At 70.6% G+C, this 16,451-nt stretch carries 15 protein-coding genes; 5 read left to right on the forward strand and 10 right to left on the reverse strand.

Annotated features, from left to right (window positions below; all coding sequences use genetic code 11):
• From fumC to FA582_RS09380, 3 genes are all read left to right on the forward strand, one after another.
• Positions 1–1,404 (forward strand): class II fumarate hydratase, encoded by a 1,404-nt coding sequence (fumC, locus tag FA582_RS09370; protein ID WP_010147574.1) that lies wholly within the window; start codon positions 1–3, stop codon positions 1,402–1,404.
• Between the two features lie 293 nt (positions 1,405–1,697).
• Complete coding sequence (locus FA582_RS09375; RefSeq protein WP_010147575.1) at positions 1,698–2,585, forward strand: DUF3097 domain-containing protein; 888 nt, start codon at positions 1,698–1,700, stop codon at positions 2,583–2,585.
• 5 nt (positions 2,586–2,590) lie between these two features.
• On the forward strand, positions 2,591–3,082 hold the full coding sequence (locus tag FA582_RS09380) for a DUF4870 domain-containing protein (protein ID WP_033228910.1): 492 nt from the start codon (positions 2,591–2,593) through the stop codon (positions 3,080–3,082).
• Between the two features lie 421 nt (positions 3,083–3,503).
• Here FA582_RS09380 and FA582_RS09385 read toward each other — a convergent pair whose 3' ends face one another.
• The 5 genes from FA582_RS09385 to hemW all read right to left on the reverse strand — a co-directional run bounded on the left by FA582_RS09385 (position 3,504) and on the right by hemW (position 8,008).
• A complete protein-coding gene (locus FA582_RS09385) occupies positions 3,504–4,169 on the reverse strand; it encodes a hypothetical protein (RefSeq protein WP_010147577.1) in 666 nt (221 codons plus the stop codon).
• Positions 4,169–4,978 (reverse strand): hypothetical protein, encoded by an 810-nt coding sequence (locus tag FA582_RS09390; protein ID WP_010147578.1) that lies wholly within the window; start codon positions 4,976–4,978, stop codon positions 4,169–4,171. Before FA582_RS09390 ends, FA582_RS09385 begins: the two co-directional genes overlap by 1 nt.
• Positions 4,979–5,042: 64 nt before the next feature.
• Entirely contained in the window at positions 5,043–6,209 is a 1,167-nt protein-coding gene (locus FA582_RS09395; protein WP_147899796.1) for a hypothetical protein, read from the reverse strand.
• 191 nt (positions 6,210–6,400) lie between these two features.
• Complete coding sequence (locus FA582_RS09400; RefSeq protein ID WP_010147580.1) at positions 6,401–6,658, reverse strand: hypothetical protein; 258 nt, start codon at positions 6,656–6,658, stop codon at positions 6,401–6,403.
• Positions 6,659–6,787: 129 nt separating this feature from the next.
• On the reverse strand, positions 6,788–8,008 hold the full coding sequence (gene hemW / locus FA582_RS09405; RefSeq protein ID WP_010147581.1) for a radical SAM family heme chaperone HemW: 1,221 nt from the start codon (positions 8,006–8,008) through the stop codon (positions 6,788–6,790).
• Between the two features lie 84 nt (positions 8,009–8,092).
• Here hemW and ppk2 point away from each other — a divergent pair, with 84 nt between their 5' ends.
• Positions 8,093–8,983 (forward strand): polyphosphate kinase 2, encoded by an 891-nt coding sequence (ppk2, locus tag FA582_RS09410; protein ID WP_010147582.1) that lies wholly within the window; start codon positions 8,093–8,095, stop codon positions 8,981–8,983.
• Positions 8,984–9,072: 89 nt separating this feature from the next.
• Here ppk2 and trmB read toward each other — a convergent pair whose 3' ends face one another.
• The 5 genes from trmB to FA582_RS09435 form a co-directional block, all read right to left on the reverse strand.
• Complete coding sequence (trmB, locus tag FA582_RS09415; protein WP_010147583.1) at positions 9,073–9,897, reverse strand: tRNA (guanosine(46)-N7)-methyltransferase TrmB; 825 nt, start codon at positions 9,895–9,897, stop codon at positions 9,073–9,075.
• Positions 9,894–11,786 carry a translation elongation factor 4 gene (gene lepA / locus FA582_RS09420; protein WP_051125141.1) on the reverse strand — a complete coding sequence of 631 codons (1,893 nt, stop codon included), beginning with the start codon at positions 11,784–11,786 and terminating at the stop codon, positions 9,894–9,896. The genes trmB and lepA overlap by 4 nt, the downstream gene beginning before the upstream one ends.
• Before the next feature lie 168 nt (positions 11,787–11,954).
• Positions 11,955–12,650 carry a fasciclin domain-containing protein gene (locus FA582_RS09425; protein ID WP_193559810.1) on the reverse strand — a complete coding sequence of 232 codons (696 nt, stop codon included), beginning with the start codon at positions 12,648–12,650 and terminating at the stop codon, positions 11,955–11,957.
• A 31-nt stretch (positions 12,651–12,681) separates the two neighbouring features.
• On the reverse strand, positions 12,682–14,205 hold the full coding sequence (locus FA582_RS09430) for a molybdopterin-dependent oxidoreductase (protein ID WP_010147586.1): 1,524 nt from the start codon (positions 14,203–14,205) through the stop codon (positions 12,682–12,684).
• 55 nt (positions 14,206–14,260) lie between these two features.
• Positions 14,261–14,689, reverse strand: a complete 429-nt coding sequence (locus tag FA582_RS09435; protein ID WP_010147588.1) for a GNAT family N-acetyltransferase — start codon at positions 14,687–14,689, stop codon at positions 14,261–14,263.
• A 144-nt stretch (positions 14,690–14,833) separates the two neighbouring features.
• Here FA582_RS09435 and aceB point away from each other — a divergent pair, with 144 nt between their 5' ends.
• Positions 14,834–16,444 carry a malate synthase A gene (gene aceB / locus FA582_RS09440; RefSeq protein WP_010147589.1) on the forward strand — a complete coding sequence of 537 codons (1,611 nt, stop codon included), beginning with the start codon at positions 14,834–14,836 and terminating at the stop codon, positions 16,442–16,444.
• Positions 16,445–16,451: the final 7 nt, after the last annotated feature.

Below are 16,451 nucleotides of genomic sequence, written 5' to 3' on the forward strand. Positions count from 1 at the left end.
ATGACGACGGCGCGCATCGAGACCGACAGCATGGGCCAGGTGGAGGTCGCCTCCGACCGCTACTGGGGGGCGCAGACCCAGCGCAGCATCCACAACTTCCCCATCGGCCAGGACACCTTCGTCTGGGGCCGCCCGATCATCACCGCCCTCGGCATCCTCAAGAAGGGCGCCGCGCAGGCCAACGCCGAGCTCGGGGAGCTGCCGCAGGAGGTCGCCGACCTCATCGTGCGGGCCGCCGACGAGGTGATCGCCGGGGACCTCGACGACCACTTCCCGCTCGTCGTCTTCCAGACGGGCTCGGGCACGCAGAGCAACATGAACAGCAACGAGGTCATCTCCAACCGGGCGATCGAGCTGGCCGGGGGCGAGCTGGGCAGCAAGACCCCGGTCCACCCCAACGACCACGTCAACCGGGGTCAGAGCAGCAACGACACCTTCCCCACCGCGATGCACATCGCGGTCCTGCTCGAGCTGCGCGACCGGCTCGAGGGCTCGGTCGGGCAGCTGCGCGACACGCTCGCCGCGAAGGCGCAGGAGTATGCCGACGTCGTCAAGGTCGGCCGCACCCACCTGCAGGACGCCACCCCCATCACCCTCGGCCAGGAGATCGGCGGCTGGGTCGCCCAGCTCGACTACGCGCTGGGCGAGGTGCGGCACGCGGGCGAGGGCCTGCGCGAGCTGGCGATCGGCGGCACCGCCGTGGGCACCGGCCTCAACGCCCACCCCGACTTCGGTGCGCTCGCCGCCCGCAAGATGGGCGAGGAGGCCGGGCTGGAGCTGCGCAGCGCGGACAACAAGTTCGCGTCGCTGTCGGCGCACGACGCGCTCGTGCAGACCTCGGCGGCCCTGCGCACGCTCGCCGGTGCGCTGATGAAGATGGCCAACGACGTCCGCTGGCTCGCCTCCGGCCCGCGCAACGGGATCGGCGAGCTGCTCATCCCCGAGAACGAGCCGGGCAGCTCGATCATGCCGGGCAAGGTCAACCCCACCCAGTCCGAGGCGATGACCATGGTCGCGACCCGGGTCTTCGGCAACGACGCGACCGTCGCCTTCGCCGGCAGCCAGGGCAACTTCCAGCTCAACGTCTTCAAGCCGGTCATGGTGCACGCGGTGCTGGAGAGCATCCGGCTGATCTCCGATGCCTGCCTGGCCTTCGACACCGGCTGCGCCCAGGGGATCGAGCCGCATACCGAGCGGATCGAGGCCAACCTCGCGAGCAACCTCATGCAGGTCACCGCGCTCAACCCGCACATCGGCTACGACAAGGCCGCCGCCATCGCCAAGTCCGCGCACAAGGCGGGTCAGACCCTGCGCGAGGCGGCCCTGGAGAGCGGCCACCTCACCGCCGAGGAGTTCGACGCCTGGGTCGTCCCGCTGGACATGACCCACCCCCGCACCCCCTGACCCCCACCCCCGACCCCCCACCGAGCGCCGCAGATGGTCGCCTAAGCACCCACCGAGCGCCGCAGATGGTTGTTGCTGGGAGTCCGGCCAACCATCTCCGACGCCCGGTCACGTCGTGAACAACCATCTGCGACGCCCGGTCACGTCGTGAACAACCATCTGCGGCGCTCGGTCGGGGTGCGCGTCGGTGGGTAGGCGTGAGGGCGGAGGAGGTGCGGGGGCGGAGGAAGTGCGGGGGCGGGGTGGGCGCGCCTCGTGCGTCACGTGAGCCACACGCGTTACGGTCGACCGTTGTGAGCGATCGTTACGGCTACGGCACCGATGTCCTCGCGTCCGACTGGCGGGCCCCGCGTCGTGGACGCGCCCAGGAGGTGGCCGCCGAGCGCGGCCTGGTGGTCGAGGACGTCGACACCGGCTGGTGCGGCGCCGTCGTGGGGGTCGAGAAGGTCGGGGGTATGCGGGTCGTCCACCTGGAAGACCGCCGCGGGCGCCGCAAGGGGTTCCCGCTCGGGCCCGGCTTCCTCATCGACGGCGCTCCGGTCGTACTCACCCCGCCGAGCGATGCCGCCGCAGCAGGCCGACTCGCCCAGGCTCGCGAGGCGGCGACGCGCACGGCGAGCGGGTCGGTGCGCGTGAGCGACCAGCCGGCCCGGGTCGCCAGCGGCTCGCGGATCTGGGTGGAGGGCAAGCACGATGCCGAGCTGGTCGAGAAGGTCTGGGGCGACGACCTCCGGGTGGAGGGGGTCGTGGTCGAGATGCTGGGCGGCATCGACGAGGTGGCCGACCTCATCCGCTCCTTCGGGCCGAGCCGCGACCAACGCCTCGGCATCCTCGTGGACCACCTGGTCCCGGGCACCAAGGAGAGCCGGATCGTCGCGGAGGCCGAGCGGGTCAGTCCGTGGGTCCGCATCCTCGGCCACCCCTATGTCGACGTATGGCAGTCGGTGCGTCCGGCGCGCCTCGGGCTGGAGGCCTGGCCGGTCATCGAGCGCGGCCGGTCCTGGAAGGACGGCATCCTCGCCGAGCTCGGGTGGCCGCACCGGAGCCAGACCGACGTCGCCCTGGGCTGGAAGAGAATCCTGGGCACCGTACGTTCTTACAGCGACCTGGAACCAACGCTGCTCGCCAGCGTCGAAGAGCTGATCGACTTCGTCACGGTTCCACCACCTCACGAGGAGTGAGCAGCATGACCCAGACACCACCGCCCCAGAGCGGGCCTTGGCAGGACCCGCACCGCACCGGTGGCCCCGCCGACCATCAGCCCCCTCCCCCGGGGCCGCGGTACTCCGGCCAGCCGTCGGGCTACTCCAGCCCGCCGCAGGGGGACGAGCGCACGATGATGCTTCTCGCCCACCTGTCCGCACCCATCTCGATGCTGCTCAGCGTGGGCTGGCTGCCCTTCCTCGGACCGCTGCTGATCTGGCTGTTCTACAAGGACAAGTCGCCGGCGGTGCGCACCGCGGCCGCTGGTGCGTTCAACTTCAACCTCACCCTGACCATCGCCACCGTGGTGCTGTGGATCAGCGTCATCCTCACCCTGTTCGTCGGGCTCATCTGGGCGATCCCGGGCTGGATCGCGATCGTCGTCGTCCAGCTGTGGTGCCACATCAAGGGCGCCCTGCGCGCTTCCCGCGGTGAGGTCTACGTGTACCCGTTCCAGATCAAGCTGCTCAGCTGATCAGTCACTCCCGACTCGCACGTCACAGGTCCCCGGTGTGTCAATCGCGACACGCCGGGGATCGTCATTCTTTCGGCGCTACCCCTTGCGCCGCTTGCCTTGACGGACTACAACTGGTCCTACGCACTCCCCTCGGGGAGAGCGGGTCGCAAGACTGGTCGAGGATTCTCCCCGTCCCCCGGGACGGACCTGCGGTGATGCCGCAGCAGAGCCTCCGGCACCTTGCGCACCGTCCGGCAGCATCACGGTTGGGCAGTGGCCCGGTTCGCGAACTCATACTTCGCGAACCGGGCCACACCACATTCACGTCTCAGGCCCTGCAGGCTCATACCCGGCAGGGTCTCACGTCATTATCGGTGCAGCAGGTGTCGTCACCGGGAACTATCGGCGGCGTGTCGCTGAAATCGTCGGGCAGCCGCGGTCACCTCGTGCGCGGCCGCAGAGGAGCGGGCCCAGGAGTCCAGGGCACGACGATCTCCTGCTCCATGGCTCGGGCAGCCAGCCCTCGCGCCGTGGTATGCCCGTCCGCCACCATCGCGTCTTCGATGGCCCTCGCGATCTTCTCCGGCTGCGGACTGCCCAGGATCCACCACGCGTAGCGGGACTCGCGTCGTCGGTGCTGCATTTCGCTGCTGACCGTGTCCAGGCCGTTCACGGCCACCGAACGGTAGGCCAACGGCCCGGTCCCGATCCGGTAGTGCGGGCTCACCTGAGGCATCCCCTGGTGTCGCGAGATCAGCTGACTACGGCGCAGCAGGCGCACCCGCTCGGGGTCCACGCTCGCCCACGGGACGACATACCTCGCGCTGCGGGTGGGGCCGTAGCCCAGCACCAGACCGTGCTCGCACACCCGGTGCCGCTCGAGGATCCCCGGCAGCGCCACGGCGGAGCACAGCAGCAGCATGAGGAAGAGCACGAAGAACCGGAACCAGAGCGGGTCGTCCGGAACGGCCCACCACTGCCAGGCCACCACCCCGACGGTGGTCACGGTCATCACCACCGACGAGATCGGTCCGGGCCAGCAACGGAAGGTCTGCAGCACCCGACCCATATCCTTCCCGCGCAGCGGCTCCGAGGCCTCCCCCATCAGCTCTCCCGGAGAAGTGTGCCGACGAACTCCATCACCGGATCGAAACCCTCGCCTCTGAAGCGGATCAGCCCGTCCCTCTCCTGCCGCGAGAGGTAGGTCCCCCCTGGGCCGGAGTACAGACCGAAGAATCTTGTCTGCTCCGAACTTGCGGGTTCGGTCCTACTCAGAGTGACCGCGACCAGTGCCTGACCAACGGGCTCGAGAAGCGGGTCTTGCCCCTGCACCTGCTCCACGGGGAGACGGACGTCCAGGTCTGGAACGGGTGCCTCCGGGTCTACCCCGGCCCAGGACATCAACGCCAGGACGGTGTCCTGCCTAGCCGCCAGGACGAACTCGTGGAAGCCCTGAGCTGTGATGAACTCGGCCAGCCAGCAGTCCGGCCCGTGCTGGTACAGGACGATCCAGTCCGTCCCCAGCGTGGTGGCGCGCTCCGCGACCACGATCGAGGGCGCGCGCCGTCGAAGCCCCAGCAGCACCCATACCTCCGGCGGGGAGGACTGGTAGATCGTGCCCTGCACGTCATCCAGCGGCAGGGCCTCGACCAGGCCGCGGACGGTCAAGGAGCGCATACCCATCGCCACGGCCAGCTCGCGCTCCGACGAATCCAGGGTGTCCAACCACGGAAGCGGGACGGGGCGATCTTCGCCTTCGAAGACCAGGGCTGCGATCTCCTCGTCGCTATACGAACCGAGGTTGATCGCCTCCTCAGCGGACTCCTCGACCAGTTGATCGAGCAGCGAGATGACCTCTGGGTCGCGGAACGGATCCGCGTGGTCAGGGGTCGGACGGTGGTCATGGTCGGGCACAGCAGGTCTCCGTCGTGATGGTGGCTGGGTCAGGGCGTGTGGTGGGCCCACTGCGTGTAGTCGGTCATCCGAACAGTCCGTCCCAGACCTTCTGCCCCACGTCCTTGGCTCCCTCGAAGACCTGTTTGCCGGCGTCGACCACCTTCTCGGCCGCATCGCCCACGGCCTCACGGTTCTGGTAGAGCCAGGCGCCCGCCGCCACGGCACCACCCACGGCGACGATACCCAGGCCCACCGGACCGAGGGCGACTCCAGCGACCAGGGCATAGGTCGCCAGGCCACCAGCCGCCAGACCGCCAGCGCCGCCCAGCCCTGTGACGACCCGGTCGGTGTTGGTCATATCCTCACCGCCGCGGATGGCGCGGTAGATGTCGTAACCACCAGTGACCGCCCCGAGTGGCGCGAGAACTCGCCCACCAGCACGCATCCCGGAGACGATCCGACTGTTCCCGATCCGCCCCATCGCGCCCCGCAGGCCAGTCGGCGCAGCGACGTTGCGGGGAGCCCCCGACCTGATCTCGGCGTAGCGGAAGTGGGTTCCCTGCGACCTGGGGTAACGGCTCTGGGCATGACGCAGCGCCGTGGTGTCAGTCTGAAGCCTGCGCATGTTCTTGTAGTAACGATGGGCTCCGGCCAGACCCTGACTGCGTCGCGTCGCCTTGAGCACCGCCCGGGCAGAACCTCCCTGACCCCGCGACTGGCGGATAGCCTCGACAACACGCCGGTAGGCAGCGCTGTCACGACCGACGGCAATCGCCTGCCAGCTGTACCAGCCGTTGATCAGGGCCTTCTGCACCTTCTTGCCTGCCTCGGCGAGCTGCTGGGGTGAGGTGTCACCCGTGAAAATCGCCTCGAGCTGGTCCTCGGACAGACCCACCTGCCCTGGCACGATCGCAGCTGTCGCTGCCCCCCAGGCGTCGACGGCTGACGTGGCAGCTCCGTCAGGCGACCACGTCGCCGCCAGCCCGGACAGGGAGGCGCGTGCCCGAGCAGCAGCCTCGGCGAACGTGTCTTGGGCACTGAGAGCAGCTCCCCGTTGCCGGGACATGTCGGTGCGGGCCCGCGACTCCATCTCGGTCTCGCCGGTGTCGCGAGCCACGGTCCACGACCGGCGCGCCTCGTCGTACTCCTCGCTGGCCACGTCCACCGCAGACTGCGCGGCCTCCAACGCGTCGGCGTAGTCGGCCAGGACCACGGCGACGTCGGCGAAGACCTGGGCAGCCTCCTCCATCGCAGCTGCACCGTGCTCGTACAGACCCTGGAAGTCGGCCTTCCGCCGACTCGGCAGGGCCGCCTCGGCGGACCCAGCAGACGTAAAAAGGGTGTCCAGACGGTCACCGCCAACACGCTCGGCCAACAGTGTGAGCCGACTCGCCCCGAGTCGGATGCCGCCTGGGTTGCCCGGGGGCCGGGAGAAGACGCTCACCTCGCCGCCTGTCCGCCGGTCGCGAGGTCGACCTGCTGCCCCGCGGTGTCGCTGCCCGTGCCCATCGCACTCACGAGGACCGCCGCACCCGCCACCGCACCGCCGGCCGCGGCGATCGCGTTCTCCGCCAGGACTCCGACCTCACCCGGAGCCGCACCGGCGATGTCGCTGCCGGGCCCCTTGCACCCCACGGAGTCCTGCGCCAAGTCCTCCCCCAGCGCGTCCAACGCGCGCGCCGCAGCGCGGAGCGCCACCGGATCACCTCCGGAAAAGCCCATCTAGGACACCTCCCGCATCTGGTTCACACCTCACCCGCGCCCGACCCCTCAATCGCCCGTCCAGGCGGTCCCAAATGTACACCGCAACCTGACGCTGACCGGGCCTCAGCCCAGCAGCCGGTGGACGACCGTGTCGGCCAGGAGGCGCCCGCGCAGGGTGAGCACCGCGCGACCCCCGACCGCCGCCCGCCCCTCGAGCAGGCCGTCGGCGACCAGGCCCGCCACCGCGACCCGGCCGGCGGGCCCGAGCTCCTCGACCGCGAGTCCGTCGGCCAGCCGGACGCCCAGCAAGACCCGCTCGTCATACCTCTCCTCCGGCGCGAGCACCTCGCGGGCGTGCGCCGGGCTCAGACCCTGGCCGAGCCGGTCGTCGTAGGCCCGGGGGTGCTTGACGTTCCACCACCGCACCCCGCCGACGTGGCTATGTGCGCCGGGCCCGATCCCCCACCAGTCGGACCCACGCCAGTAGGCCAGGTTGTGCTCGCACCGCTGCTGCGGGCTCCGGGCCCAGTTGGAGATCTCGTACCACGCGTAGCCGGCGGCGGCGAGCAGCTCGTCGGCGAGCTCGTACTTGTCCGCCTCGTCGTCATCCTCGGGTGCCTCGACCTCGCCGCGGCGCACCTGTCCGTGCAGCCGCGTCCCCGGCTCCACGACGAGGGCGTATGCGGACACGTGGTCGGGCTCCAGCGCCACCGCGGCCTCCAGGCTCGCCCGCCAGTCCGCGAGCGACTCCCCCGGCGTGCCGTAGATGAGGTCCAGGCTCACCTGCATCCCGGCGGCCCGGACGGTCTCGACCGCCGCGGCGACACCCGCCCGCTCATGGGTGCGGTCGAGGGTCCGCAGCACGTGGGGCACCGCGGACTGCATCCCGAGGCTGACGCGCGTGAACCCGGACGCGGCGAGCTCCTCGGCGACCTGCGGGGTGATGGTGTCCGGGTTGGCCTCCGTCGTGATCTCGGCACCGGCCCGCAGCCCCCAGCGCGCCACGACGTCGGCGACGAGCGAGCCCAGCGCCGCTGCGGGCAGCATCGTCGGCGTCCCGCCGCCGACGAAGATCGTCGAGACCGGGGCGGGGTCGTGCTCCCCCAGGACACGGGCCGCGAGCGCGATCTCGGCGTGGGCGGACTCGAGGTACCCCTGCGGCGCCGCCGACCCCTCGAGCTCAGGCAGCGTGTAGGTGTTGAAGTCGCAGTATCCGCACCGGACCCGGCAGAACGGGACGTGGAGGTAGACGGAGAAGGGGCGCCGCCCCAGCCCCTCCAGCGCGGAGGCCGGGAGCGAGCCGTCCGCGGGCGCGGGCTCACCCGGGGGAAACGTCGACGGCATACCCTCCAGTCTCCCACCGTCACCCACCCGCACCGAACCGCCGGGCGTCCGTCGAGGTGACCGCGGCGCGCTAGGGTCGGAGGCGTGCAGCAGCGGCTTCGTGAATACATCGACAGTCTGCGGGACCAGGGCTACACGGTCCGCGACGACCAGGGCTCCGATCCCGATCTCATCACGCCCGACGGCAGCGCGGTCGACACGTGGCGGGAGGACTACCCCTACAGCGAGCGGATGACCCGTGACTACTACGAGGTCGAGAAGTGGCTGCTGCAGGTGGAGCTGCTGAAGTTCCAGTACTGGGCCAAGGACAACGGCAGCCGGCACGTGCTCGTCTTCGAGGGGCGGGACGCCGCGGGCAAGGGCGGGTCGATCAAGCGGTTCACCGAGCACCTCAACCCCCGTGGCGCGCGCGTCGTGGCGCTCAACAAGCCCACCGAGGTCGAGGCCGGTCAGTGGTACTTCCAGCGCTACATCCAGCATCTGCCCAGCTCGGGAGAGATGGTGCTCTTCGACCGGTCGTGGTACAACCGCGCCGGTGTCGAGCGGGTCATGGGCTTCTCCTCCGAGGCGGAGTACGAACGGTTCATGATCCAGGCGCCGCTCTTCGAGCAGATGCTCGTCGACGCGGGGGTCTCGATCACGAAGTTCTGGTTCTCGGTGACCCAGACCGAGCAGCGCACGCGCTTCGCGATCCGCCAGCTCGACCCGGTGCGCCAGTGGAAGCTCTCGCCGATGGACCTCGAGAGCCTGGACCGGTGGGAGGCCTACACCGCGGCCAAGGAGGAGATGTTCCGCCGCACCGACACCGACTGGGCTCCGTGGGTGACGATCAAGAGCAACGACAAGAAGCGTGCCCGGATCAACGCGATGCGCCACTTCCTGTCACAGTTCGAGTACGAGGGCAAGGACCACGACGTCGTCCTGCGGCCCGACCCGCGACTGGTCAAGCGCGCCCGGGACTCCGCGGGCGACTGAGGGGCGCCGAGCGGCCCGGTCCGGCTCTCCCCAGATGGGTATGCCGTGTCCCCACGGGTCCACGCGACCCGCGGCGGGCTCGCGCCTGCTCAGACGCGGCGGTAGGCGAGGTCGGCGATGTCCCGGCCCGCCTCGATGCCACGCCGCTCGAAGCGGGTCATGGGGCGCAGCGGGGCGCGCTCGGTGGAGGCGAGCTCCCAGGAAGGGTGCGAGTCCAGCACCTCCCGCACGTGATGGGCGTAGTCGGCCCAGTCGGTCGCGAGGCGCCACAGACCACCGGTCGGCACCAGGTCGGCGACGGTCGAGGCGAAGTCGGCCGTGACGAGGCGGCGCTTGTGGTGCTTGTTCTTGGGCCACGGGTCGGGGAAGAAGGTCCACACCTCGTGGATCGCGCCCGGCGGCAGCAGGGTCTGCAGGGCCAGCGCGGCATCGGCCTCGAGGAAGCGGACGTTGAGCAGCGGTTCCTGGCCCATCTTGGCCATCGCGTGCCCGATGCCCGGGCGCCAGACCTCAAGGGCCAGGAAGTCCCAGTCCGGCCGCTCGGTGGCGGCGTGCACGAGGGCATCGCCGGAGCCGGAGCCGATCTCAACCACGAGGGGCGCACTCCGACCGAAGATCCGCTCGGGGTCGAGCCGGTGACCCGGGTCCACCGCCGTCGAGCCGTCCGCCCCGTGCGGACGCGGGACGTCCAGGACGAGCCCGTCGGCATACCGGTCCCACGCGTCCTGGTGGGAGGCCTTGAGCATCCGGCCACCACGACGGGTGAAGGAGCGGGTCCGCGCGAGCGGGCGTGGCCCCACCGCAGGGTGCCCCAGGGCCTGGTGCCCGGCCGGCGGTGCGGGCGGGGAGGGTGCCGCCCCCTCCGGCTGCGGGGCCGGCCTCTCCTGCGGCCGGTCCTCGGCGGAGGCGCTCACTTCTTGCTCTTGACGATCTCGGCACCGCTCCCGTCCTGGGAGAGCGCAGCGATGAAGGCCTCCTGCGGCACCTCGACGGAGCCGACCATCTTCATCCGCTTCTTGCCCTCCTTCTGCTTCTCCAGCAGCTTGCGCTTGCGGCTGATGTCACCGCCGTAGCACTTGGCCAGGACGTCCTTGCGGATGGCGCGGATCGTCTCGCGGGCGATGACGCGCGCGCCGATCGCGGCCTGCACCGGCACCTCGAACTGCTGGCGCGGGATGAGCTCCTTGAGCTTGCCGGCCATCTGCACGCCGTAGGCGTAGGCCTTGTCGCGGTGCACGATGGCGCTGAAGGCGTCGACGGTGTCGCCCTGGAGGAGGATGTCGACCTTGACCAGGTCGGCCTCCTGGGTGCCGGAGGGCTCGTAGTCGAGCGAGGCATACCCCCGCGTCTTGGACTTCAACGCGTCGAAGAAGTCGAAGACGATCTCGGCGAGCGGCAGGGTGTAGCGCAGCTCCACCCGCTCCGGGGAGAGGTAGTCCATCCCGAGCAGCGTGCCGCGGCGGGTCTGGCACAGCTCCATGATCGCGCCGATGAACTCGCTCGGCGCCAGGATCGTCCCGCGCACCACTGGCTCGGTGATGGCGGCGATCTTGCCGCCCGGGAACTCGCTCGGGTTGGTCACCTCGATCTCGGTGCCGTCGTCGAGGCGCACCTCGTAGGACACGTTGGGCAGGGTGGAGATGAGGTCGAGGTTGAACTCCCGCTCCAGCCGCTCCCGCACGATCTCCAGGTGCAGCATCCCGAGGAAGCCGACCCGGAAGCCGAAGCCCAGGGCTCCGGAGGTCTCCGGCTCGTAGACCAGCGCGGCGTCGTTGAGCTTGAGCTTGTCCAGCGCGTCGCGCAGGATCGGGTAGTCCGAACCGTCGATGGGGTAGAGCCCGGAGAACACCATAGGCCGGGGGTCCTTGTAGCCACCGAGCGCCTGGGTGGCCTGGCGCCGCTCCCCCGTCACCGTGTCTCCGACCTTGGACTGCCGGACGTCCTTCACCCCGGTGATGAGGTAGCCCACCTCCCCGACGCCGAGCCCCTTGGTCGGCGCCGGCTCGGGGCTGATGGCCCCGATCTCGAGGAGCTCGTGGGTCGCCTTGGTCGACATCATCGCGATGCGCTCACGCGGGGAGAGGCTGCCGTCGATGACCCGGACGTAGGTGACGACGCCGCGGTAGGTGTCGTAGACGGAGTCGAAGATCATGGCGCGCGCCGGGGCGTCCGCGTCGCCCACCGGCGGCGGCAGCTCGGCCACGATGCGGTCCAGCAGCTCGGGCACGCCCTCGCCGGTCTTGCCCGACACCCGCATGACGTCGCCCGGGTCGCACCCGATGAGCCCGGCGAGCTCCTCGGCATACTTCTCCGGCTGCGCCGAGGGCAGGTCGATCTTGTTGAGCACCGGGATGATGGCGAGGTCGTTCTCCATCGCGAGGTAGAGGTTGGCCAGCGTCTGGGCCTCGATGCCCTGCGCGGCGTCGACGAGCAGCACGGCGCCCTCGCAGGCCGCGAGGCTGCGGCTCACCTCGTAGGTGAAGTCGACGTGGCCCGGGGTGTCGATCATGTTGAGGATGTAGGTGCGGGTGTCCGAGCTCCACGGCATCCGCACGGCCTGGCTCTTGATGGTGATGCCGCGCTCGCGCTCGATGTCCATGCGGTCGAGGTATTGCGCGCGCATGGCGCGCTCCTCCACCACGCCGGTGACCTGCAACATCCGGTCGGCCAGGGTCGACTTGCCGTGGTCGATGTGGGCGATGATGCAGAAGTTGCGGATGACCTCGGGCGGGGTCGAGGCCGGTTGGGGCACCGAGTCGGGACGGGCGAGCGGAGACAGGGCGGGCACCTCGTAGACGGACATCGTGATGGGCGGTGGGCGGTGGTCGTCGGCCCCAGTCTCCCACGACAGGGCGGTATGGGCGTCACGGCGGCCCGTGTGGCACAGACCTGCCCACGTCCCCGAGGTGGGGACGCGGGCAGGTCCATCTCATCCGCCGACCGGTGTCTCGGTCCGGGCGGCGGCAGCGGGTCAGCCCTGCGGCATCAGCACCCCGTCGATGAGGTAGACGGTGGCGTTGGCGGTCTGGACTCCGCCGCAGATGACCGAGGCGTCGTTGACCATGAGCTCGTCGCCGGAGCCGGAGACCTCGAGGGTCTCGCCCTGCGCCGTGGTCTGCTCGCCCACGACCTCGTCGGGGGTCAGCTGACCGGGCACGACGTGGTAGGTGAGGATCGAGCTGAGCAGCTCGCCGTCCTCGGCGAGGGTGGCCATCGTCTCCTGGTCGATGGCCTCGAAGGCCTCGTCGACCGGCGCGAAGACGGTGAACTCGTCGCCGTTGAGGGTGTCGACAAGGTCGACGTCCGGGTTGACCTCGCCCGAGACGGCGGCGGTCAGCTGGGTGAGCAGCGGGTTGTTGCTGGCGGCCACGGCGACCGGGTCCTGGGCCATGCCCTCGACCGAGCCGGCGCCGTCCGGCACGGCCTCCGCGTAGTCCGCGCAGCCCGCACCGACGAGGTTGGCGGCGGGGTCCATCTCGTCGCCCGCCATGTCCTCCTCGGTCTCCATGTCCTCATCGGCCATGTCCTCCTCGGACTCCATCTCCTCCGAGGCGGTGTCCTCGGCGGCGGCGTTGGTGTCCTCGGCGGCCATGTCCTCGCCGCCACAGGCGGTCAGGGCGAACATGGAGGCCATCGAGACGGCAAGCATTCCCTTGGAGATACGCATCATGCATTCCTTTCTGATGGGGTCGGATCGCTCACGAGACCGAGACGGTCACGTTGTGCCATCCGGTGGACCCGTCAGGAGCGATGGGCTCCCGCCGGGAGGTCTGGACGGTGCCCGCGCGATCGGTCGCGCGGACCTCGAGCCGGTGTGATCCCGGCTCGGCCGACCAGCGCCAGCGCCACGCGCGCCAGGTCTGGTCGGAGTCTTCGGCGCCGAGCTCGGCGTCCTGCCACTCCCCCTCGTCAGCGCGCACCTGCACGCGCTCGATGCCCACGGTCTGCGCCCAGGCGACACCGGCCACGGTGACCTCGCCCGCCTCGAGCTGGGCGAAGGAGCCGGGCACGTCGATCCGGGAGGAGAGCTTGATCGGGGCCTTCGCGGCATACCCGCGGTCGGTCCAGTAGGCGGTGAAGTCGGCGAACCGGGTGACCTCGAGCTCGGTCAGCCACTTGGTCGCCGACACGTAGCCGTAGAGACCGGGGGTGACCATGCGCAGGGGGTGGCCGTGCTCGGCCGGGAGCGGGACGCCGTTCATCCCCACGGCGAGGAGTGCCTCGCGGTCGTCGGTGAGGACCTCGAGCGGGGTGCCGGCGGTGTAGCCGTCGACGCTCACCGAGCGCACGGCGTCGGCACCGGCCTGCACGCCCGCCTCGGCCAGCAGCTCGCGGACGGGTATGCCGAGCCAGGTCGCGTTGCCGAGGAGGTCGCCACCGACCTCGTTGCTCACGCAGGTCAGGGTGATCCGGCGCTCGACCAGGTCGCGGGAGAGCAGATCCTGCATCGTCAGCTCGAGGGGACGGTCCACCATCCCGGTGATCCGCAGCACGTGCGAGGCTGCGTCGACCGACGGCACCTGCAGCGCCGTGTCGACGCGGTAGAAGTCCGGTGTCGGGGTCACGTGCGGGGTGAGACCGTCGATGTCGAAGCTCACGCCCTCCGGGATCGGGTCAGCCGGCGTCGCGGCGGTCGGGAGGTCCAGGCTGGTGGAGCCGGACGGCCCACCCACGGTGCGGGCCGCCGCGCCCGCTGCCCCCAGGGCGACCACGCTCGACGTCGCGAGCAGGAAGCGCCGACGGTCCAGGCCCTGGGCCCGCCCGACGCGCACCGGCAGCGCCGAGAGCAGCCAGGCCAGGCCTCCGACGCCGACGACGAGCATGGTGAGCACGGCGGCCACGAGGGCCGGGGCTCCCCCACCCTGCGCCGGGTCGAGCACCATCGCGAGCGCGGCGAGTCCGACGAGCGCGGTCATGCCGAGGAGGGCTACACCGCGGCGGCGGGCCCCCACCCACCCCAGGACGAGGACCGCCACGAGCAGGGTGACGAGCACGCCGCCCACGAGGACGGCCTTGTCGGCGGAGCCGAAGGTCGCGATCGCCCACTCCTTGAGCGGGCGGGGGGTGAGGTCCACGGCGCGGTTGCCGACGGCGACCACCGGACCGGTCACGTCCACGAGTCGGGAGACGCCCTCCCCGGCGAGCACACCGGCCGCGCCGGCGAGCAGCCCGGAGGCCGCTCCGGCTGCGCGGTGGCCCCGCTGGATCGGTGTCGTCGTCATGCCCAGGATTCGAACCTGGCGACGCCACGGATCTGTGACCTAGGTCACGCAGGCCCTAGCTCAGCTGCACGAAGGCCCTCAGTCGACCGTCCTGGTGCTCCCGGATCTCGGTCCACCCCAAGGACTCGTAGAAGGCGCGCTGACGAGGCTCGTCGTCGGTGAGCAGGACCTTCTGCCGACACTGCTCGAAGGGCTCGAGCGCCGCGGACACCAGGGCCCGCCCCACCCCCTCGCGCTGCAGCTCCGGGCGTACGAGCACGTCCTGGAGGTAGGCGATGGTGGCGCCGTCGGAGATGACCCGGGCCAGGCCGAGCAGCTCGCCGCCGTAGCGGGCGGTGACCACCCTCGAGGACCCCTCGACGGCGGTCTCCAGGGTGTCCGGGTCGGTGGTGTAGCCCGACCATCCCACGGCGTCGTAGAGACCCAGCAGTTCCTCCCGCGTCGGGCGGTCCTCGGCGCTGATGAGAATCTCGTGCCCAGTCACGCGGCCCAGCGTAGCCACCGCCCGCGGTCCCCGCCATCGGCGGCGACACCTCCCACACTGGTGGACGGATCCCACTCCGGACGCTACGCTGCATTTCATCCAGTGAACTCAAGATTCCGGCATACGGAATGATGCGGAGGCGCGATGACCACCTCACCCACCCTGGACCTGCCCGACGGCGTCGAGGTCGACGCGCCGCTGCGGCCCGGCTACGAGGAGATCCTCAGCCGGCGCGCCCTGGAGCTCGTCGCCGCCCTGCACCGCGAGCTCGAGCCGCGTCGTCAGGAGCGGCTGGCCGCCCGCGCCGAGGTGGTCGCTCGCGTCAGCGCGGGCGAGGACCTCGGGTTCCTGCCGGAGACCGAGGCGGTCCGGTCCGACCCCTCCTGGCGGGTCGCCGACCCGGCTCCGGGGCTCGAGGACCGCCGCGTGGAGATGACCGGACCCACCGACCGCAAGATGACGATCAACGCGATGAACTCGGGTGCGCGGGTGTGGCTCGCCGACCAGGAGGACGCCAACACCCCGTTGTGGGAGAACGTCGTCGAGGGTCAGATCAACCTGCGCGACGCGATCCTCGGCACGATCTCCTTCACCTCCCCCGAGGGCAAGGAGTATGCCCTCGCCACGACCGACCAGGCGCAGCTGCCGACGATCGTCATGCGCCCCCGCGGGTGGCACCTCGACGAGAAGCACATCACCGTCGACGGGCAGCGGGTGGCCGGCGGCCTCGTGGACGTCGCGCTCTTCCTCTGCGCGAGCGCCCAGCCCCAGCTCGACGCCGGCAAGGGTCCCTACCTCTACCTGCCCAAGATGGAGCACCACCTCGAGGCCCGGCTGTGGAACGACGCCTTCGTGCTCGCCCAGGACGCCCTCGGCATACCCCAGGGCACGATCCGCGCCACCTGCCTCATCGAGACCTTCCCCGCCGCGTTCCAGATGGAGGAGATCCTCTACGAGCTGCGCGACCACAGCGCCGGCCTCAACGCCGGCCGCTGGGACTACCTCTTCAGCGTCATCAAGACCTACCGCACCCGCGGCGCCGACTACGTCCTGCCGGACCGCAACGCGGTGACGATGACCGCGCCGATGATGCGCGCCTACACCGAGCTGCTCGTCAGCACCTGCCACCGCCGCGGCGCCCACGCCATCGGCGGGATGGCCGCCTTCATCCCCTCCAAGGACGAGGAGGTCAACGCCGCGGCCTACGACAAGGTCACCTCCGACAAGCAGCGGGAGGCCGACGACGGCTTCGACGGCTCCTGGGTGGCCCACCCCGGGATGGTCCCGACGTGCCTGGAGGTCTTCGACGGTGTCTTGGGCGACCGACCGAACCAGCTGGACCGTCAGCGGGACGACGTGCAGGTCGACGCCGCGGACCTGCTCGACGTCGCCTCCACCCCGGGTGAGGTGACCGAGCAGGGCCTGCGGGCCAACATCGAGGTCGCGATCCAGTACCTCGCGGTGTGGCTCACCGGCCGCGGCGCGGTCGGCATCAACAACCTCATGGAGGACGCCGCGACCGCGGAGATCAGCCGCAGCCAGGTCTGGCAGTGGCTGCACCAGGGGGTGACCCTGGCCGACACCGGTGAGCAGGTCACGCGGGAGTTGGTGCAGCGGCTGACCGAGGAGGTCCTCCCCGGCCTGCCCGGCGACGAGGCCGACTACGCCGAGGCCACCGAGCTCTTCCTGCAGGTGGCCGTCGCCGAGGACTTCGCCGACTTCCTCACCGTTCCCGCCTACGAGACGATGCCCTGAGCCGGTC

Origin of the sequence: Serinicoccus profundi (assembly GCF_008001015.1) — a bacterium.
GTDB classification, from domain to species: Bacteria; Actinomycetota; Actinomycetes; order Actinomycetales; family Dermatophilaceae; genus Ornithinicoccus; species Ornithinicoccus profundi.